This is a genomic window from Kocuria atrinae, assembly GCF_039531425.1.
GTDB lineage: Bacteria > Actinomycetota > Actinomycetes > Actinomycetales > Micrococcaceae > Kocuria > Kocuria atrinae.
This window is the reverse complement of the sequence record NZ_BAAAQA010000014.1, coordinates 39,585-57,879: the sequence shown is the minus strand read 5'-3', so window position 1 is coordinate 57,879 and position 18,295 is coordinate 39,585. Positions and strand designations below refer to the sequence as shown.

Sequence of the window (18,295 nt, the reverse complement as noted above, 5' to 3'; positions counted from 1 at the left end):
TCAGTCCTGATTCTGCGGGGGCAGCTCGGCGATGATCGGGTGGTCCTTGTGGGTGTTCCCCAGCTTGGCGGCACCACCCGGAGATCCCAGGTCATCGAAGAACTCCACGTTGGCCTTGTAGTACTCGGCCCACTCTTCCGGGGTGTCGTCCTCGTAGTAAATGGCTTCCACGGGGCACACCGGTTCGCACGCGCCGCAGTCCACGCACTCGTCCGGGTGGATGTACAGGGAGCGTTCTCCCTCGTAGATGCAATCCACGGGACATTCTTCGACGCATGCCTTGTCCTTGACGTCCACACAAGGCTGAGCGATCACGTATGTCACGGTAAACGTACCTTTCCTGGTTCGAGGGGATCAGCCAACAGTCTAACCGGGTGGTCAGCGGCGTGCTTGCCGACGGAGTCGGACGATGTAGCGGCCCGTCATAATCACGGCGGCCATCACGGCCACGAAAATCACGGCGAACCACGCGTAGCCGACCATGCCGATGGGCGCGTCCCACGAGGTGACCACCAGGGCCGAGCCGTTCTTGAGATAGGCGTAAGCCCACGAGAGCACATACGTCAACAATCCTGGAACCGCCGCGCCCCAGACGCGGCGGGTCGCGGTGCCGCACCACACACTTGCGAACCACACGAGCGCGCCGGAGAACAGCAGTCCCCACGGCAGCCACACAGACTCATTGACGTACCAGATGTTCGCGTGCATCACGGTGGCCACGGAGCCGATCAACAGGCCGGTGATCACGGTGGTCAGCACGGAGGACAGGCTGGTCGGGCGCGCCGACGCCGCTCCGGTCTCGGTGGCATCGTTCGCCGCGGCGGGTTCGTCCACCGAATTCGCAACGGCGGGATCCGCGACAGCAGGCTTAGTGTCATCCGCGGAAAGTCGGCCGGCGGAGTTGTCTCCAGTGGCGGCCTGGTCCACGCGGTTCCCGTTCCCGGCGGAGTTCTGCCACGGGGCCGGGTTCACGGATGTTCGTTCGGTGCTGCTCACGAGTGATCACCGCTGGACGAGTCACCGCTGAGCAAGCGGTAGTGCTCGGTAGCTGTCAATGCCTGCGGAACACCGTTGGACAGTTCGAACGTCTCGGGTGCGTCCTCCGGCAAAACAATTTGGGTGGCGTGGGCGGTCATGGCCGCTCGTTTGGCGTCGAGGTCGCCGGCAATTACGGCCTGTTGACGCTGATCTGCGAGATCCACGTCGCCCTCGGTTCCCCACACGAGCTGTACGTCCCAAGCTTCCGCTCCGTTGGCGGGAGTGGCCGCCTGGGATATGCCGAGCATCGTGACGTGATGGGTGCGCACATGGTCCGGGTGGCCGTACCCGCCGTCGTCACAGTAGGTGACCACCACGTGCGGCCGCACTGTACGGATGGCCGCAGCCACGTGAGACGCCGCCTCATCCTCGGTGGCGGAGGTGAGGGCTGCCGGGGAGACGTCCTCGGCGGGCTGTGCCCTACCGTCGTCGCCCCAGCTCATCCCGGAATCCAGGTAACGGCCCAGTCCGTTGGCGAATCCTACGGACTCATCGAGGGCGGGAGTCTCCCCCGCGAAAAATCGATCGGAGAAACCGAGTGCCGCGGCGGCGTCGTCGAGCTCCCCCACGCGATACAGGCCCAGGGCCGTGCCGTCGGTGTCGGGGCAGCCGGGCTGGCCGACTTCCAGGTGACGGAGTGGTGCGGGGATGACCTCACCGCGTTCACCGCGCGTCATGGTGAGCAGCACGTTGCTGGCACCGTTGCGGGCGTAGTGGGCGATCGAGCCGCCCGTGGCAATGGACTCGTCGTCCGGGTGGGCATGAACCCACAGGATCCGCGCCCCCCCCGGGGCACGGTCTGACGGCAGCAGTGAATCCACTGCGCCTTCGGTGACCGTGCCCGCTGTGGGGTATTGCGGAATGCTCATAATCAGACGCGAGCCCGCTGACGAGCAGCCTTCACACGCTCGTTGGCGTCCAGGACAACCTTGCGGATACGAATGGCCTCCGGGGTAACCTCAACGCATTCGTCCTCGCGAGCGAACTCGAGGCACTCCTCGAGCGTGAGCTTACGCGGAGGCGTGAGGTGCTCGAAGCTGTCCGAGGTGGAGGAGCGCATGTTGGTGAGCTTCTTCTCCTTGGTGATGTTCACATCCATGTCGTCAGCGCGAGAGTTCTCACCCACGATCATGCCTTCGTAGACCTCGGACGTGGGCTCCACGAAGAACGTACCGCGTTCCTGCAGGTTGATCATGGCGAACGGGGTGACCACACCGGCGCGGTCCGCGATGAGCGAACCGTTGGTGCGGTACTCGATGTCACCGGCCCACGGCTCGTAACCGTCCGCGTACGACGACGCGATGCCGGCACCGCGAGTCTCGGTCAGGAACCTGGTACGGAAGCCGATCAGGCCGCGCGACGGAACCTTGAATTCCATGCGCACCCAACCCGTGCCGTGATTGACCATGCCCTCCATGCGACCCTTACGTCCGGCCATGAGCTGGGTGATGGCGCCGAGGAACTCGTCCGGAGCGTCGATCGTCATGTGCTCGTAGGGCTCGTGCACCTTGCCGTCGATGGTCTTGGTGACCACCTGCGGCTTACCGGCAGTGATCTCGAACCCTTCGCGGCGCATCTGCTCGACCAGGATGGCCAGAGCCAGTTCGCCACGGCCCTGAACTTCCCAGGCGTCAGGACGCTGAGTGGGCAGAACCTTGAGCGAGACGTTACCGATGAGCTCCTTGTCCAGGCGGTCCTTCACCTGACGGGCCGTCACCTTGGCGCCCTTGACGCGGCCGGCCAACGGAGAAGTGTTGATGCCGATGGTCATGGAGATCGCGGGATCATCCACGGTGATCAGCGGCAGCGGCTGGGGGTTCTCCGGATCGGTCAGGGTCTCACCAATGGTGATGTCCTCGATACCGGCAACGGCCACGATCTCGCCGGGGCCCGCAGATTCTGCAGGAACGCGGTCCAAGCCCTTGGTGGCCAGCAGCTCGGAGATCCGAACGTTCTTCAACTGGCCGTCCTGGCGGGCCCACGCAACGGTCTGGCCCTTCTTGAGGGTGCCGTTGAAGATACGCAGCAGAGCCAGACGACCCAGGAACGGGGAAGCGTCAAGGTTGGTCACGTGCGCCTGCAGCACGCCGCCCTCTTGATAGGTAGGTGCGGGAATGTGCTCGATGATAGTCTTGAACAGCGGCTCGAGGTCCTCGTTGTCGGGGAGCTCACCGTTGCCGGGCTGTTCGGTGGAAGCGCGACCGGCCTTGCCGGAAGCGTAGACCACGGGGACGTCCAGCACTGCGTCCAGGTCCATCTCCGGGTAGTCCTCGGAGATGTCCGAGGCCAGGCCGAGCAGCAGATCCATGGTCTCGGAGACCACTTCTTCGATGCGGGCATCCGGGCGGTCCACCTTGTTGACCACGAGGATCACGGGCAGCTTGGCCTCAAGGGCCTTACGCAGCACGAAACGGGTCTGGGGCAAAGGGCCCTCGGAAGCATCGACCAGAAGCACAACGCCGTCCACCATGGACAGACCGCGCTCCACCTCGCCACCGAAATCGGCGTGGCCGGGGGTGTCGATCACGTTGATGGTGATGGTCTCGCCGTCGGCCGAGGGGCCGTCGTAGAACACGGTGGTGTTCTTCGCGAGGATGGTGATGCCCTTCTCCCGCTCCAGGTCACCCGAGTCCATGACTCGTTCTTCGACCTCTCCGTGTGAGGAGAAAGCGTGCGTCTGCTGGAGCATGGCATCGACAATGGTGGTCTTGCCGTGGTCAACGTGGGCAACAATTGCCACGTTGCGCAGATCGGCGCGCTGGGCGGTGGTTTCAGACATACGCAGGTCTCTCTTCATAGATCGAGGTAGAGGGGAATCTCAACGATTCTACTCTTCTTGATGGACATGCTCGTCCACACGTGACCTATCACTCACTTTTGATGGGTTCTCGGAGGCAGCTCAACGAAAGTGGCCCGGGTCCATCTCCCGAGCCACTCCGCATAGTTTTCCCTTAGCCCAACAATTCCGGCCTGTGCCACGGCTTGTCCTGAACGTGCTCGTCCACGAAGGCCAGGACGGTCTCGTACCAGGTACGCGCGTTGGCCGGCTTGAGGATCCAGTGATTCTCATCCGGGAAGTACAAGAACCTGTGCCCTTCCACCGCGGTGTGCCGCTGCAGATCCGACCACAGTTGCAAACCCTGGGAAATCGGAACGCGATAGTCCTTATCACCGTGGATCACCAGCATGGGGACTTGGATGTCACCCACGAACCGATGGGGTGAATAGTGATCCGCTTGCGACGGCACCATGGCTTCCTCCCACTCGGTGTTGTCGGTGGTCGAACCCATGGTGTTCAGGTCCCACAGCGACGCGTGGGTCACAATGCATTTGAATCGATCCCCTGTGTGACCGGCCACCCAGTTGGCCATGTAGCCACCGTAGGAACCACCCAACAGTGCTTGTCGCTCGCCATCGATGTCCTGCCGTTGAGTGGTGGCCTCGACCAGCGCCATGACATCCGTAAATGGGGTCCCACCCAATTCTTGCTGACCGCGGTCGATCATGTGCTGGCCATAGCCGGTGGAGATCGCCGGGTCGGGAAGCAGCACGGCATAACCACTTGCCACGAAGGGCCACGGGTTCCAACGCCATGACCACGCGTTGTTGGACGCCCACGGCCCACCATGCACGAACACGAGCAGCGGAAGCTCCTCGGCCGCGGCGGTGTCCGGCAGCGCGAGCCAGGCCCGAATCTCCGTTCCGTCCTCGGCCGCTGTGGTGACCTCTTCGAGCCTCCCAGCCGGAGTGGCATCGGGCAGGAGCCCCTGAACCGGTGCGGGATCCGACGAGAATCCCTCGCTCGGCCACGACACGAGCTCCTCGGGTCGGTCCAGGCGGGATCGCAGAGCCCAGAGCCGCTCCCCCGTTACGTGAACAGATCGGTACGTCCAGCCTTGACCATCGCCGCCGGCAGCAATATCGACGCGCGGTTCATCCCCTGGTGCACAACTGATGCGCAGCACAATGCCGCGGCCACGGTAATCGGCGCTGCACACCACGGTAGCTTCATCAATCCACTGCGGATCCTCTCCCCAGTACTGGTCTCCGGGCAGGATCTCGCGTGCGTCACCCGACGCGAAGTCGTAAACGCACAGCGATATGGAGAGATTCTGCGTACTGGTCCACAGCCGCTCTTTGACGATGATGGCCCGGGCTCCGTCCGGGCTGACAGGACCTGCTTCCCACCAAGTGTCCTGTTCGACGGGGCGGATAAGTTCGGGCTCCCCAGTGCCATCGTCGGTGACGGGCACACGCCAGATCTCCGAACGTTCCCACCCACCGTCCATCCAAGCTTGCACGGTGACCACCGCAAAACTCCCGTCCGGCGAGGGCTCATAACCCAGCAAACGACCCTCCGGAAGTCGAACGTGCCGTGCTTGGTCCTGGACCGAAGCGCCGTCGGCAGCAGCGACAGCGTCCACGAACCAGAGCGTGGGCACATCCGGCCCCAGATCGTGGTCCCAATCGCGGGTGGGTGCCGACTCGTACAACACCGCACTCACGCCCGAGTCTTCGCGCAAGTTGTCCAACCGCTCGTTCTCGGCGGTGACCTCATTGGCGTGGCGGGCAGACGGGAGCGTGCCACTTACGAAGAACAGACGGTCGCCACCCAGCTTGAGGTCTTCGACGCCGCCGGGCCGTTCCAGAATCATCCGCGCCTCGCCGTACGGGGGCAAAAGCCACAGCCGTGTGCGGTCCTTGTCGTCCTGGCTGGCCGGGCGCGCAGACGAGAAGAAGAGGGCGCCGCCGACCCCTGGACACACTTCCGACACACCGTGCTGATCGTGAGTCAGCTGCCGGGTCTGGATCTCGTCCTGGTCCGTCCCTACCGACCACGCCTGCGTCACGTACTTCTTGCCATCAGTAGACAGCTCTTTACGGAGGGCCACCACAGTGCCCGATTCGTGGGTATTGAATCCGGACAGGCGAGGAGACGCGATCAAATGCTCGGGGGTATCTACACGGAATGTCATGTAGGTCACACTAACGCGATGCTCTGACACCCAGAGTGCGGACTGTGCCAGCAATACCCTCGGGGGTACTTGCGCTATACCCCCTAGGGTATTACCGTTTTGGTCAACACCCGGAGGAGCAGCAGGCTCCCCGATGTCACAAGTAAGGAGAACTCCTCATGCTTCTGGAACGTATCTACGACGAGGACTTGGCCCAGGCGAGCTTCGTGATCGGCTGCCAAGCCAAGAAAGAGGCCATCGTGGTCGATCCACGACGCGACCTTGACGTTTATGTGAAGATCGCGGAGAAGAACGACATGAAGATCGTGGGTGTGACCGAGACTCACATCCATGCAGATTTCCTCTCCGGTACTCGTGAATTGGCCTCGGCCACTGGTGCCACCATGTACGTCTCGGGAGAAGGTGGCCAGGATTGGCAGTACGAATTCGACGCAACCCGCCTCTATGACGGGAGCGAGATCAAACTTGGCAACATCACCATTACCGCAGTACACACCCCCGGACACACACCCGAGCACCTCTCGTACCTCGTCACCGACGGCGCGTTCGCGGACGACCCGGGCTACATGCTCACCGGAGACTTCGTGTTCTCGGGTGACCTGGGCCGACCCGATCTGCTCGATGAGGCCGCCGGCGGTGTCGATACCCGTTTCGAGGGTGCCAAGCAGATGTTCAAGAGCCTTCGAGACAAGTTCTTGACCTTGCCGGACCTCGTGCAGGTGTTCCCCGGCCACGGCGCCGGATCTGCCTGCGGTAAGTCCCTGGGCGCTATCCCCTCCACCACCGTGGGCTATGAGCGCCGCTTCTCCTGGTGGGCCTCCTACGCGGAGAACAACGACGAACGGGGATTCATCGACGAGCTCCTCGATGGGCAGCCTGACGCACCGTTCTACTTCGGCCGCATGAAGAACCAGAACCGCCGCGGCCCGGAGATCATGGGTGAACGCGCCCCGCTGGAAGAACTCGACAACGCGGAGGTCGCCAAGAAGCTGGAAGCCGACGAAGTCAGCTTCGTGGATACCCGTTCCGCGGACGCCGTCCACAATGGCACCGTTGAAGGTGCACTGAACATTCCAGGCTCCGGCAATACCGCCACGTATGGGGCCTGGGCGGTGAACCCGGAAACGGATGATCGCCCCCTGGTCCTCTTGGCGGAAGACCAGGAGTCGGCGCAGAGCATCTGGGACCACCTGGTGCGTGTGGGCATCGACAAGGTGGCCGGATATGTGACCTCGTTTGATGGGCTCCCCATTTCCAAACCTCAGGTGATCAACCCAGGAGATGTGGAATCCTTCGATGCAGCAACGCTTCTGGACGTGCGCGCGGTGAGCGAATACGACGAGGGACACATTCCCGGCGCCACCCAGCTGCACGGTGGTCGAGTGCTGTGGAACTTGGACAAGCTCCCCCAGCACGGAACCATCGTCACGTACTGCAAGAGCGGGGCGCGTAGCTCGATCGTCGCGAACGTCCTACGCCACGCCGGTTTCGACGTGGCCGAACTCAAGGGCTCCTACGATGCCTGGGCAATTCACCAGGACTCCGTCAGCAGCGCCTCTCCCTAAGAAATCCTGACGACCGAGGCCGGGAGGTCCACCCATTGCGGGTGGGCCTCCCGGCCTTTTGGTGTCCGGCTTCCCGTGGAGAACCCGTCACCCAGCGCCGTCATTGGCTCTGCACCATGGGCATGACTCCAGGTAGGCCACTGTACATTGCGCCCGAATAACCGGTTCAAGAAAACTCCCCGTCGAATGAGCTGAAACTTAGCTCATCCGGCGGGGAGTTCCTTATCGCCTGCGATTTCCTCGAGAAAAGGGAGCTCGCACGACCGGGGGTCAGCCAGCGAACGCCTTAGACCTGAGGGGACAACGGGGAACGGCGAACCAGCAGACCAGCGCGGCGACAGCAGCAGCCCCGGCTGCACCCGCCACGATCAGGCCTCCCACGCCCGGCAGTTCCTGAGCGAGTACGAAGAATCCCATGACGAGCACGAAGATCCCGAACCCTTTCCGCAATGCGGCTTCCGGGATCTTTCCCGCCAGCCGAGCACCAATCACTGACCCCACTATTGCGGCGGCCGTGACGGCCCCTACGAGTGCCCAGTTCAGCGAGACGGAAGTGAGATAGCCGCCCAGTCCCGCGAAGGACTTCATGGCGATGACCACGAGCGAGGTTCCCACAGCAACCGGCATGGACAGGCCGCCGAGCAACGCCAGGGCCGGGACGACCAGGAAACCTCCGCCGGCCCCGACCAGGCCGGTGACCAGGCCCACCACGAGCCCCTCGATGAGAATTTTGACGATCGGCAGATCCGTGCGCTCAGAGCTCTCCTTCTCCTTCTTTCGACCACGAATCATCGCCAAGGACGTGGCCACCATCATCACGGCAAATGCAATCATCAGCACCGTGCCTGGGATGTACCCGCCGGCCAGTCCCCCGAGGAACGCGCCGACCATGCTGGCAAGCCCGAAAATCAACGCGGTTCGCCACTTCACCCGTCCCTGGCGGGCATGCGTAACAGCACTGAAGACCGAGGTCACCCCCACCACGAAGAGCGACGCCGCAATGGCCTCCTTGGGATCCAATCCGGCCACGTAGGTGAGGATCGGAACGGTGAGAATGGATCCGCCGCCACCGAGCAGCCCCAGCGAGAGTCCGATCATGATCGACAACAACAGGGTCAGTGCAAGAGTCAGTGTCATGAGAAGTCCTGTCCCCCTAAAGCTCCGCACCTTCGGGCACGCAACTTCAGGGATTACTCGGAGCGTGCCGGGATCTGCTGAATGGCCGAGGTGGCGGTGGGCTCCACCGCCGCCCTATTCCATGGCATGGCCGACAGTGCCTTGCCCATGGCGCAGGTATTGGTAGCGGCGGAGAAGGTGAGCCCGGTGCCAATAATTCCGGCCACAGTACGCAGCTTGGGCGAAACGAACTTTCCGCCGACCAAACCGGCCAACACCAAGGAACCGGCCACCAGACGCACCTGTCGTTCGAGATCCCAGCGGGATGCGCCGCGCACCACATCACCACCGGCATCGGCGAACCCCGAGGCACCACCTTCAAGCACGTATGCCGATTCGAGCCCCACCGTGGCCAGCCGTTGACGCGCTTGCTCTGCCCGAACGCCCGAGTGGCACACCAGCACAACGCGCTCACCCAGCCGGGAAACGAGGTCTTCCGTGTGCTCGGACAGCAGGTTCAGCGGCACGTTGTAGGAGCCCTTGATGTGGAGGGACTGGAACTCGGCCGCAGACCGGACGTCAATCACCGCCAGATCCTGGTGTTGCGCCATCCACTCGCGGAGGGTCTGAGGGCTGACGTCGGTGACGGTGGGAGTAGACATGAGCGTCCTTTCGAGTAATTGAGCCGAAGTGATGACGTCAGTATGCTTGATACCCCTAGGGGTATGCAAACGCCCCCGGGGGTATAAGATGCTTTCAAACATCACATTCAGGAGACCCCATGGAACTTGACCCCTCAGACATCACACCTGCCATCAATCGACTCAAGCGAGCCCAGGGCCAACTCGCAGCGGTCATTCGCATGGCCGAAGATGGCAAGGAGTGCAAGGACGTGGTCACCCAATTGTCCGCCGTGTCCAAAGCCCTGGACCGCGCAGGCTTCTTGATCGTCGCGAGCGGCCTCGAACAGTGCTTCAAGAACCCGGACGAAGCCATGGACAAGAAGGAAATGGAGAAGCTATTCCTCTCCCTTGCCTAACGGCTCACAGTGGACTCGCCACCCTCGAACCTCACAGATGAGATGCAGGCTGCCAGGATGGCCGAATGAACACGCGCCAGATTTTCGCTGCCCTCGCGAACTCCGATACTCGCGATATGTAGGCCCGGGTCATCCTCGGTCAAGCCCCCGAGTCGCCCACCTCCAAGCAATCGCGGGCCCTCCTGAACCTGCACCGCGCAGGCTTGATCGACACCGCCGACGGCGCATGGTCACCTACCGAGGTGTTCCGTGAGCTCTTGACCGAGGGCGCCAGGGACACACCCAAGGGTTACGAGCGATTTCTGGAGAACGGGCGCGTTGCACGGTGGCCGTCCAAGGCAGCGGACAAAGACGGACTGATCCGATGGATCATGGATCAATGTTTGGCAACTGACGAGCGCGTCGAAGAGCGAGAGCTCAATGACCGGATTGAGAAGTTCAGCGATGATCCGGCCCTGATTCGCCGGCACTGCGTGGACACCGGGTACATCATGCGAGCCCCGGACGGCACCGATTACCGCACGTAGAAGCCGGGCTCACTCGCGTTAGCAGTTATTCATTTCAATTGGTGTCATGTGTGATTAATGTGCATTTCACGCGGATGCCCTGAATCCCACTAGCTAATGCAGGGATGATTTAGCGGCTACCCAATTACGAAACACTTTTCACGGACCGCGGACCCGCGAGATGCCCGTCACGGCAAGTCAATGCTCTCCTTGGTAGGCAATTAGAGAACATGGGACTTCACTAATTTAATTACGTCAGAGTGGTTTGATCTAAGGTTCAACTTACTTGTAAGACGGGGTTTTCGCTCGTATCTTTATAAATACGAACCGCCTGAGAGGAACAGATCATGGCTACTTTGACCGCCGTCTCCGCTTGCGCCGCCACCGCGTGCGCCTACAACGACAACGGCTGCTCCGCGCCCGCCATCACCGTGGGCGGCAGCGGCTCCACCGCATCCTGCACCACTTTCATTTCCCTGGACGCTCGCGGAGGCCTGCCCACCGCCAACGGCCAGGTTGGCGCGTGCCAGCGCCTCGAGTGCAAGCACAACACCGACCTGCTGTGCACCGCGTCCTCCATCGAGATGACCGGCGACACCGCTAACTGTGCATCCTACGAAGCCGAGTAATCACTGACTTCCGAACACAACCGTGCCCGAGCGTTCTTCACGAACGCACTGGCACGGTTTTTTGTTCTGACGAGCCAGCCGCCTGGGCGACTACCCACCCCCAGATTGAGGGTGAATCCGGGTCGATTATTCGGCGGCGCCCACTCGAGCCCCGAACAGGGACTCCACACGGGCCAAGAGACCACCACACTCCACCACGGACTCGCGGTCGAAGGGCACGAAGAACACACGAGTGCGCTCGGCGCCGTTGCGCATGACCGTCAATCCTGTGACATCGACATCCACCACGAACTCTCGGTTCTTGGTGTGGGAGCAACCTCCGGCAGAGGGTTTCTCACTCAAGACACGCGCTTCGACCCAGCCGTTGCTGACGGCATCGCACAGCGAGGCAAGATCAACGGAATCCAGGCTGGACGCAACATCCAGACCAACGGTCTCGATGTCACCCAAGCCGGCCAGAGCGACGTCGTCATGCCGCTCGACCAGGTGCGCGAACGGAATGGCCGTGGCACCCACGCCGTCGTGCAGCAGGACGCGTGAGACTCGGACGATGCCGAGCATTCCGAGGGGCGACTCGGCCACGGCTTTGACCATCTCGGGCACGTCGTCGTACTCGAGTACATCGGAAGCGCGCTCGGAATCCAACCATTCGAGCTGACCGAGCATGTGCGCGCTGGCCGTGAGAATCTCCACGCGAGGTTCCGGGGAGAGCTTGGTGATGTCCATCCGAACGTCCATACGCGTGCCCGGGTTGAGCAGAACCGCGTCATCGGAGCCGGAGAACACCGTGGTCGCCACCATGAGGTCGCCACTGCCGGTCATGCCGTGCGCCAGGGCATCGAGCGTGGGCTGTCCTTCGAGCCCGTAGGCAACCAGCGCCGCGCGCCCCGCTCCCGCAAGCATTCGATGTGCCAGTGACACTGCTCGATCGCGGGTGCTGGAACCTTGAGACTGGCCACCAATCGTTCGCTCGACCATGGCTTCCTCGCTCTCTGTGTGGCTATCGAAACTTAGGAAAGCCTAACCTTTGGCATCCTTCGTGTGAAGAGCATCTCATGAAATACGTCAGATTTTAATGACTTAAATCCACTCGATTGAGTCCAAGCGCGTTCTCAATGTGATGCAGATCATCTTCTGGATGTGAAACCATCTGTTCCATGAGCTTCCTGGATACCCGGCCAACACGGATGTTGACTCTCGCAGCCGCGGTTTCGTTGACCGCGGGCGCTCTGGTGGGGTGTTCGGATACAACCCAGGAGACGAACGATCCAGCGGCCGGGTCCACGGAGCCCACTTCCGCCGAGTCCTCCCCCACATTGCCAGCCGCCGCAGCCGGCCCCGAGTGTCCGGAAGATAGTTGCATCACCATGGCCGTGACCGGCGACCTCTTGTTGCACCACGGGTTGTGGGAGAATTTCGCCACGGACCCTGCCCCCCGAGACGGTGAGCATTTTGATTTCGAGCCGTTGCTGGCCGGGCAGCGCCCGTACCTGGAGAACTCCGATATCGGCGTCTGTCATGCCGAGACTCCCGTAGCGGAAAAGGGCGGGCCTTACGCGGACTACCCCGATTTCCAGGTTCCCCCGGAAATTTTCACCGCTGTGAAGTCGGTGGGTTATGACGCGTGCACCACAGCTAGCAACCACACCGTCGACCACGGGACCGAGGGGCTCAATCGGACGTTGACGTCCTTGGACGAGGCCGGTTTGCAGCACACCGGCTCCTACGATTCTCAGCGGGCGTCTGAAGAACCGCTGCTCCTTCATACGGAAACCGGCACCGTGGCGATCGTGACGGGCACCAACAGTCTCAACAAAAAAGTGCCGGACCATGATTGGCAGGTGGACCGCTTCCGGAACGGCGAAGACCCCACCGTGGACCCGGAGGTTGCCCAGGCTGATCTCGACCACGCCGTCAGTCAGGCGGAAAAGGCCCGCGAGCACGGTGCGGATGTAGTGGTGGCAGCAATGCATTCCATCATCGAATACACGGATACGGCCGATGACTTCCAAGTCCGTACCGCCCACGCACTGGCCAACTCCGGCGCCTTTGACGCCATCTACGGGCACGGATCCCACAGCGTTCAGCCCATCGAAAATCACGACGGTACCTGGATCGTCTACGGCGTGGGTAACACGGTCACGGAGACCGCCCCCATGATGCCGAGCAACAACGATGGTCTGATCGCACGGTTCCAGTTCGCGAAAACGGAGAACGGCAACTGGGACGTCAGTGACCTGTCCTGGGCCCCCAGCTCGAACACGCAGGGCGGTCAGTACGCGTGGTGCTCGACGGCCTCGGACTCGCCGAACGGGATCTGCCGCTCGCAAGCGCAAGACACACAGAACCGCGAGCGCATCGCCCAGATCGTCAACACGCCGTCCGCGGTAGAGAATGGCCTCCGCGAATGGCTCGTCAGTGAAGACGTTCCCGTGAAGAATTAAGGCCTCCAGCGTGAAGTGAGGGTCGTGCTGATTCCTGACTCGGAATCTGCACGACCCTCACTTGAGGTTCGCCCGGCGTAGCCACACCGGCGGCAGCGGAAGCTAGCCCTGTACGCCCAGCTTCTCAAGGATGATCTGGCGCACGCGACCGGCGTCTGCCTGCCCACGGGTTGCCTTCATGACCGGGCCGATGAGCGCACCCACGGCCTGAACCTTGCCACCCTTGATCTTCTCCACCACGTCCGGCATCTGGGCCATGGCGTCGTCCACGGCGGCCGTCAGGGCGCCGTCGTCGGAGACGACCGCAAGCCCCCGAGCCTCGACGATCTCGGACGGGGAACCCTCGCCCTCGATCACGAAACCGATGACCTTCTTGGCCAGCTTGTCGTTGATCTTGCCCTCATCGATCAGGGCGTTGACCTCGACCACGTGGGCCGCGGTCACCGGCAGATCCACGATCTCGACCTCGGCTTGCTTGGCCAGACGGGCGATCTCGCCCATCCACCACTTGCGGGCCACGGCCGGGGAAGCACCAGCCGCGATGGTCTGCTCGATCTCGTCCATGACGCCGGCGTTCACGACGTCCCGGAACTCTTCGTCCGAGTAACCCCACTCGGCCTTGAGACGCTTGCGGCGCTGGGCCGGCGGCTCGGGCAGCTGAGCCCGCAGTTCCTCGATCCAGGCTTCCGTGGTGACCACGGGAACCAGGTCCGGTTCGGGGAAGTAACGGTAATCATCAGCGTCCGACTTGGGGCGACCTGAGGTGGTGGACCGGGTGTCCTCGTGCCAGTGACGGGTTTCCTGAACAATCTTCTCGCCCGCCGACAGCACGGCGGCGTGGCGCTGGATCTCGAAACGCACCGCGCGTTCGACGGCGCGCAGCGAGTTCACGTTCTTGGTCTCCGAGCGCGTACCGAACTCCGTGGTGCCCTTGGGCATCAGGGACACGTTGGCGTCACAGCGCACGTTGCCGCGCTCCATACGTGCGTCGGAGATACCCAGGTTCTTCACGATCTCGCGAATCGCTGCAACGTACACGCGGGCCAGCTCGGGAGCGCGCGAACCGGCGCCCACGATGGGCTTGGTTACGATCTCGATGAGCGGTACGCCCGAGCGGTTGTAGTCGACCAGCGAGTGTGATGCGCCCTGAATACGACCAGTCGCGCCACCCACGTGGGTGAGCTTGCCTGCGTCCTCCTCCATGTGCGCCCGCTCGATCTCGATGGTGAACGGCGTGCCGTCCTCGAGCTCGAGTTCCAGCTGACCGTCAAAGGCGATCGGCTCGTCGTACTGCGAGGTCTGGAAGTTCTTGGGCGTATCCGGGTAGAAGTAGTTCTTCCGGGCGAAGTGACACTTTTCTGCAATGGAGCAGTTCAGCGCCAGCCCCAGCTTGATCGCCGATTCCACGGCCTTGCCGTTGACCACGGGCAGCACACCGGGCAGACCCAGGGACACCGGGGTGATGTTGGTGTTGGGCTCATCGCCAAAGGTGTTGGGGGCGGCGTCGAACATCTTGGTGTTGGTGTTCAACTCCACGTGCACCTCGAAACCCAGCACGGGATCGAAGCGCTCCATGGCCTCTTCGAAGGACAGGACGTCCTCGCTCATTATTTGCCTCCCAGCGCGGCACCGGCCGCAAAGTCACGAACGGTAGTGGCGACGTCGCCGCGAGACGACCACACGGGACCGCCCCACTTCTCGTTGAGCAATCGTTCCAGGCCAGCACCGGCGCGGTAGACGCGGGCATCCTCGCGGGCCGGGGCCATGAACTGGATACCCACGGGCAATCCGTCCTCGGGAGCCAGACCGCCCGGGAGCGAGATGGCCGGGATCCCCGCCAGGTTGGTGGGGATCGTGGCGATGTCGTTGAGGTACATCTGCATGGGGTCCGCGGACTCGTCCACGCCGCCGATCTTGAAGGCGGTGGTGGGTGCGGTGGGCGAGATCAGCACGTCGACCTTTTCGAAGGCGGCTTTGAAGTCGCGCTGCACCAGGGTGCGCACCTGCTGGGCCGAACCGTAGTAGGCGTCGTAGTAACCCGCCGACAGTGCATAGGTACCCAGGATGATGCGGCGCTTGACCTCGTCACCGAATCCGGCCGCGCGGGATGCTCCCATGACGCGCTCGATCGTGGGGTTGCCCTCCGGGACCACGCGCAAACCGAACCGAACGCCGTCGTACTTGGCGAGGTTGGAGGAGACCTCGGAGGACATGATCAGGTAGTAGGCGCCCAACGCGTACTCGAAGTTGGGGGTCTCGACCTCCACGACCTCGGCACCTGCGGACTGCAACAGCTCGACCGCCTCGTTGAAGCGCTGCTGTACACCGGCCTGGAATCCGTCACCGGTGAGCTGCTTGACCACGCCCACGCGCAGGCCCTTGAGCCCGCCGTCCTCGGCGCCCTGACGGGCGGCCGCGGCGAAGGAACCCACGGGATCGTTCAGGGAGGTGGAATCCTGCGGATCGTGCCCCGCGACAACCTCGTGCAACAGGGCCGAGTCCAGCACGGTGCGCGAGCACGGGCCCACCTGGTCCAACGAGGACGCCATGGCGATCACGCCGTAGCGAGAGACCGAACCATAGGTGGGCTTGACGCCCACGGTACCGGTGACCGCGGCCGGCTGGCGGATAGAACCGCCGGTATCCGTACCGAGGGCCAGGGGCGCCTGGAACGCGGAGACCGCAGCGGCGGAACCGCCACCGGAACCGCCCGGGATGCGGTTGAGATCCCACGGGTTACGGGTGGGACCGAACGCCGAGTGCTCCGTGGATGAGCCCATGGCGAACTCATCCAGGTTGGTCTTACCCAGAATGGGCATCTTGGCGGCGCGCAGTTTCTTGGTCACGGTGCCGTCGTAAGGGCTCATCCAGCCCTCGAGCATCCGGGATGCTGCGGTGGTGGGCTGGCCCTTGGTCACGATCAGGTCCTTGACCGCAATGGGCACACCGGCCAGCTCGTGCAGCTGCTCACCGTTGGCGCGAGCCTGGTCGACCTCCTGCGCAACCGCCAGCGCTTCCTCGCGGTTGCGGTGCAGGAACGCGTTGAGGCCGTCGGTACCCGTGTGCGGATCGGTCGAGTCCACGGCCTGACCCTCGGTGGCGTCGATCTGCTCGAAGTGCGCGTTGACCGCGTCAACGGACGAGACGTCCCCGGACGCCAGCTTGGCCGCGAGGTCTGCGGCCGAAAGTTCTACGATGCGTTCGCTCATGCTCACTCCCCATCCAGAATTGCGGGCACACGGAACTTGCCGTCCTGGCTGTCCGGTGCGTTGGAGAGGGCCTCTTCCTGGGTGAGGGTCTCCCCCACCACGTCCTCACGGAAAACGTTCTGCAACGGCAGCGGGTGGCTGGTTGCAGGAACGTCAGGTCCGGCGGCTTCGCTGACCGATGCCACGGACGAGACAATGAGGTCGAGTTCGCCCGCAACGCGCTTGAGCTCTTCCTCGGTCATCTCGATGTGCGCGAGGTCGGCCAGGTGGGCCACCTGCTCGCGATTAATCGCAGACATGCATGCTCCTGGTATTTGCTAGTGATTCCGATCCAGTCTAGCGAGCGCCTAGGCTTGACTCAGAACGCTCGACTTTTACCTATCTCACTAAGGGGTCCCCACTCGTGGCAAAGTCCTCCGCCCGCCCGCCCAAACGTCACTCCGGTGGCCCTTCCAAAAAGCCCCGTCTATCGCGTGCTGACGCGGCGAAGGCCCAGTCGGACCACGACAACGCCTGGCGCCAGTGGGTGTCCGACAGTGCCGTTGAGGCCGTGGACACCGCGCTGACCCACGTGCAGACCGTGGTGGAGGACCAGGTGCTGCAGTTCGGTGCCTTCCCCGTGTTCGTGGTCACCGGCTCCAAGGACGGCGAGTTCGAGTTGAACTCCCTGGACCCCGCAGAAACCGCAGACCGGCACCCGGATGACGTGCTGGAAGAACTCCGCGCCATGACCGCAGCCAAGGCCTCAGACCTGCTGGTCGCAGCATTGGCCTACCCCGCGACCTTGCCGGACCGTTCCGGGGCCCGGGCTGTGATCGTGGAGGTCGAACACCGCGAGCGGCTGAGCTTGGAAGTGGTCCAGGAGTACAAAACGGTCGAGTCCAAGGGCAAGGCCTTCGTGAACTTCGGGGACCCCCACACCGACCGCCGCTGGGACCCATGGCTCTTCGACGTGCGCAATTGAGCTAGCGCCATAAAAAAATCGCCGCCGTGCACCTTTGCACGGCGGCGGTTTTATGTGAGTCAGCCGCGACTCAACGAATTACCACTTGGGCAGCTCAGGCAATTCACCCTGGGTTTCGACGTTCTCGTCGTCACCGCGAGCCAACCAGGCCAGCATGCCTTCACGGTCGGAGGTGATCTCCTGGCCGCCGTCACCGATGACCCATTCGTCACGCTCCTCGGTGCGCAGGGTCATACCCGGTGCGTCCTTGGCACGCATGGTGCGAACAGCAGCTTCGACGGCGTTGAGCAGCGAGTCCGGGTCCGCCTCTTCGACGGTCCACGTGGTGTCCAGGTCGTGGTGGTGCACCACGACCTCCGACACGCGCACGGCCGGGATGGACGTGGCGGGAATGGGCTTGCCGTGCAGGTCCAGTTCCTCGGTCTTGATCTCACCCTTGAGGCGTTCGCACTGCTCCTCGAAGTAGTCCGCACTGTCACGAACCTTCTGGAAGAGCTCCTCCTTGGGAAGGGCTGCCAGCTCGTCGATCTCGCGATCGCGGGCTTCCTTGGATTCGTACAGCTCGGTGGGTTCACCGGTCACGGCCCAGTCGATGAGCTTGACCAGCGCATTGCCGTTCGACGCGATGTGAGCAATCACGTGCGCACGATCCCAGCCCTCGCACAGAGTGGGTTCGGTCATCTCGCGATCGGCCAGGGACTCGATGGTCGCCAGGAACATATCGGTCTCACGACGCAAGCGGGAAAGGTCAGAAGTGAGGCGTGCGGGATTAATCATGTCTCCACCCTAGTAAGTTTGCTGTGACACCC

General features: G+C 62.9%; 18 protein-coding genes. 6 read left to right on the top strand and 12 right to left on the bottom strand.

What is annotated here, in order from left to right:
- The 5 genes from fdxA to ABD283_RS06310 all read right to left on the bottom strand — a co-directional run bounded on the left by fdxA (position 1) and on the right by ABD283_RS06310 (position 6,014).
- Positions 1 to 324: a ferredoxin gene (fdxA, locus tag ABD283_RS06330; RefSeq protein ID WP_190780008.1), complete on the bottom strand. Its 324-nt coding sequence runs from the start codon at positions 322 to 324 to the stop codon at positions 1 to 3.
- Positions 325 to 378: 54 nt separating this feature from the next.
- Complete coding sequence (locus ABD283_RS06325; protein WP_344224131.1) at positions 379 to 996, bottom strand: hypothetical protein; 618 nt, start codon at positions 994 to 996, stop codon at positions 379 to 381.
- Entirely contained in the window at positions 993 to 1,907 is a 915-nt protein-coding gene (locus ABD283_RS06320) for a PIG-L family deacetylase (protein ID WP_344224130.1), read from the bottom strand. Before ABD283_RS06320 ends, ABD283_RS06325 begins: the two co-directional genes overlap by 4 nt.
- Before the next feature lie 2 nt (positions 1,908 to 1,909).
- Positions 1,910 to 3,817, bottom strand: coding sequence for a translational GTPase TypA (typA, locus tag ABD283_RS06315; protein ID WP_344224129.1), 1,908 nt, complete (start codon positions 3,815 to 3,817; stop codon positions 1,910 to 1,912).
- 172 nt (positions 3,818 to 3,989) lie between these two features.
- Positions 3,990 to 6,014 carry a S9 family peptidase gene (locus ABD283_RS06310; RefSeq protein ID WP_344224128.1) on the bottom strand — a complete coding sequence of 675 codons (2,025 nt, stop codon included), beginning with the start codon at positions 6,012 to 6,014 and terminating at the stop codon, positions 3,990 to 3,992.
- Positions 6,015 to 6,172: 158 nt separating this feature from the next.
- Between ABD283_RS06310 and ABD283_RS06305 the strand changes: the two genes are divergently transcribed.
- Complete coding sequence (locus tag ABD283_RS06305; protein WP_315277040.1) at positions 6,173 to 7,579, top strand: MBL fold metallo-hydrolase; 1,407 nt, start codon at positions 6,173 to 6,175, stop codon at positions 7,577 to 7,579.
- A 270-nt stretch (positions 7,580 to 7,849) separates the two neighbouring features.
- On the opposite strand, the gene ABD283_RS06300 is transcribed toward ABD283_RS06305, so the two are convergent.
- Positions 7,850 to 8,716, bottom strand: a complete 867-nt coding sequence (locus ABD283_RS06300; RefSeq protein WP_315277038.1) for a sulfite exporter TauE/SafE family protein — start codon at positions 8,714 to 8,716, stop codon at positions 7,850 to 7,852.
- Between the two features lie 53 nt (positions 8,717 to 8,769).
- On the bottom strand, positions 8,770 to 9,357 hold the full coding sequence (locus tag ABD283_RS06295) for a rhodanese-like domain-containing protein (protein ID WP_315277037.1): 588 nt from the start codon (positions 9,355 to 9,357) through the stop codon (positions 8,770 to 8,772).
- Between the two features lie 119 nt (positions 9,358 to 9,476).
- On the opposite strand from ABD283_RS06295, the gene ABD283_RS06290 reads away from it, so the two are divergent.
- From ABD283_RS06290 to ABD283_RS06280, 3 genes are all read left to right on the top strand, one after another.
- Positions 9,477 to 9,734 (top strand): metal-sensitive transcriptional regulator, encoded by a 258-nt coding sequence (locus ABD283_RS06290; protein ID WP_315277036.1) that lies wholly within the window; start codon positions 9,477 to 9,479, stop codon positions 9,732 to 9,734.
- A 203-nt stretch (positions 9,735 to 9,937) separates the two neighbouring features.
- The gene (locus tag ABD283_RS06285) at positions 9,938 to 10,261 is read left to right on the top strand and encodes a DUF2087 domain-containing protein (RefSeq protein WP_344224126.1); all 324 of its coding nucleotides are present in this window, start codon (positions 9,938 to 9,940) and stop codon (positions 10,259 to 10,261) included.
- A gap of 326 nt (positions 10,262 to 10,587) precedes the next feature.
- Entirely contained in the window at positions 10,588 to 10,869 is a 282-nt protein-coding gene (locus tag ABD283_RS06280) for a DUF1540 domain-containing protein (RefSeq protein ID WP_016997581.1), read from the top strand.
- A 126-nt stretch (positions 10,870 to 10,995) separates the two neighbouring features.
- On the opposite strand, the gene ABD283_RS06275 is transcribed toward ABD283_RS06280, so the two are convergent.
- Positions 10,996 to 11,847 (bottom strand): hypothetical protein, encoded by an 852-nt coding sequence (locus tag ABD283_RS06275; protein ID WP_344224125.1) that lies wholly within the window; start codon positions 11,845 to 11,847, stop codon positions 10,996 to 10,998.
- A gap of 179 nt (positions 11,848 to 12,026) precedes the next feature.
- Here ABD283_RS06275 and ABD283_RS06270 point away from each other — a divergent pair, with 179 nt between their 5' ends.
- The gene (locus ABD283_RS06270) at positions 12,027 to 13,313 is read left to right on the top strand and encodes a CapA family protein (protein ID WP_344224124.1); all 1,287 of its coding nucleotides are present in this window, start codon (positions 12,027 to 12,029) and stop codon (positions 13,311 to 13,313) included.
- A 102-nt stretch (positions 13,314 to 13,415) separates the two neighbouring features.
- Here ABD283_RS06270 and gatB read toward each other — a convergent pair whose 3' ends face one another.
- Genes gatB through gatC form a run of 3 tightly spaced genes read right to left on the bottom strand, consistent with a single transcriptional unit; the run spans position 13,416 to position 16,821 of the window.
- Positions 13,416 to 14,921: an Asp-tRNA(Asn)/Glu-tRNA(Gln) amidotransferase subunit GatB gene (gatB, locus tag ABD283_RS06265; protein WP_344224123.1), complete on the bottom strand. Its 1,506-nt coding sequence runs from the start codon at positions 14,919 to 14,921 to the stop codon at positions 13,416 to 13,418.
- Positions 14,921 to 16,522 carry an Asp-tRNA(Asn)/Glu-tRNA(Gln) amidotransferase subunit GatA gene (gene gatA, locus ABD283_RS06260; RefSeq protein ID WP_344224122.1) on the bottom strand — a complete coding sequence of 534 codons (1,602 nt, stop codon included), beginning with the start codon at positions 16,520 to 16,522 and terminating at the stop codon, positions 14,921 to 14,923. Before gatA ends, gatB begins: the two co-directional genes overlap by 1 nt.
- A 2-nt stretch (positions 16,523 to 16,524) precedes the next feature.
- Positions 16,525 to 16,821 (bottom strand): Asp-tRNA(Asn)/Glu-tRNA(Gln) amidotransferase subunit GatC, encoded by a 297-nt coding sequence (gene gatC / locus ABD283_RS06255; protein ID WP_344224120.1) that lies wholly within the window; start codon positions 16,819 to 16,821, stop codon positions 16,525 to 16,527.
- A gap of 104 nt (positions 16,822 to 16,925) precedes the next feature.
- On the opposite strand from gatC, the gene ABD283_RS06250 reads away from it, so the two are divergent.
- Positions 16,926 to 17,486 carry a hypothetical protein gene (locus tag ABD283_RS06250; protein WP_344224119.1) on the top strand — a complete coding sequence of 187 codons (561 nt, stop codon included), beginning with the start codon at positions 16,926 to 16,928 and terminating at the stop codon, positions 17,484 to 17,486.
- Positions 17,487 to 17,564: 78 nt separating this feature from the next.
- Here the strand turns inward: ABD283_RS06250 and ABD283_RS06245 are convergent, their stop codons facing one another.
- Complete coding sequence (locus tag ABD283_RS06245) at positions 17,565 to 18,263, bottom strand: maleylpyruvate isomerase family mycothiol-dependent enzyme (RefSeq protein ID WP_344224118.1); 699 nt, start codon at positions 18,261 to 18,263, stop codon at positions 17,565 to 17,567.
- Positions 18,264 to 18,295: the final 32 nt, after the last annotated feature.

Coding starts and splice junctions, on each gene's coding strand:
- ABD283_RS06320 (WP_344224130.1), bottom strand. CDS start 1,907: ATGAGCATTCCGCAATACCCCACAGCGGGCACGGTCACCGAAGGCGCA.
- typA (WP_344224129.1), bottom strand. CDS start 3,817: ATGTCTGAAACCACCGCCCAGCGCGCCGATCTGCGCAACGTGGCAATT.
- ABD283_RS06310 (WP_344224128.1), bottom strand. CDS start 6,014: ATGACATTCCGTGTAGATACCCCCGAGCATTTGATCGCGTCTCCTCGC.
- ABD283_RS06305 (WP_315277040.1), top strand. CDS start 6,173: ATGCTTCTGGAACGTATCTACGACGAGGACTTGGCCCAGGCGAGCTTC.
- ABD283_RS06300 (WP_315277038.1), bottom strand. CDS start 8,716: ATGACACTGACTCTTGCACTGACCCTGTTGTTGTCGATCATGATCGGA.
- ABD283_RS06295 (WP_315277037.1), bottom strand. CDS start 9,357: ATGTCTACTCCCACCGTCACCGACGTCAGCCCTCAGACCCTCCGCGAG.
- ABD283_RS06290 (WP_315277036.1), top strand. CDS start 9,477: ATGGAACTTGACCCCTCAGACATCACACCTGCCATCAATCGACTCAAG.
- ABD283_RS06280 (WP_016997581.1), top strand. CDS start 10,588: ATGGCTACTTTGACCGCCGTCTCCGCTTGCGCCGCCACCGCGTGCGCC.
- ABD283_RS06275 (WP_344224125.1), bottom strand. CDS start 11,847: ATGGTCGAGCGAACGATTGGTGGCCAGTCTCAAGGTTCCAGCACCCGC.
- ABD283_RS06270 (WP_344224124.1), top strand. CDS start 12,027: ATGAGCTTCCTGGATACCCGGCCAACACGGATGTTGACTCTCGCAGCC.
- gatB (WP_344224123.1), bottom strand. CDS start 14,921: ATGAGCGAGGACGTCCTGTCCTTCGAAGAGGCCATGGAGCGCTTCGAT.
- gatA (WP_344224122.1), bottom strand. CDS start 16,522: ATGAGCGAACGCATCGTAGAACTTTCGGCCGCAGACCTCGCGGCCAAG.
- gatC (WP_344224120.1), bottom strand. CDS start 16,821: ATGTCTGCGATTAATCGCGAGCAGGTGGCCCACCTGGCCGACCTCGCG.
- ABD283_RS06245 (WP_344224118.1), bottom strand. CDS start 18,263: ATGATTAATCCCGCACGCCTCACTTCTGACCTTTCCCGCTTGCGTCGT.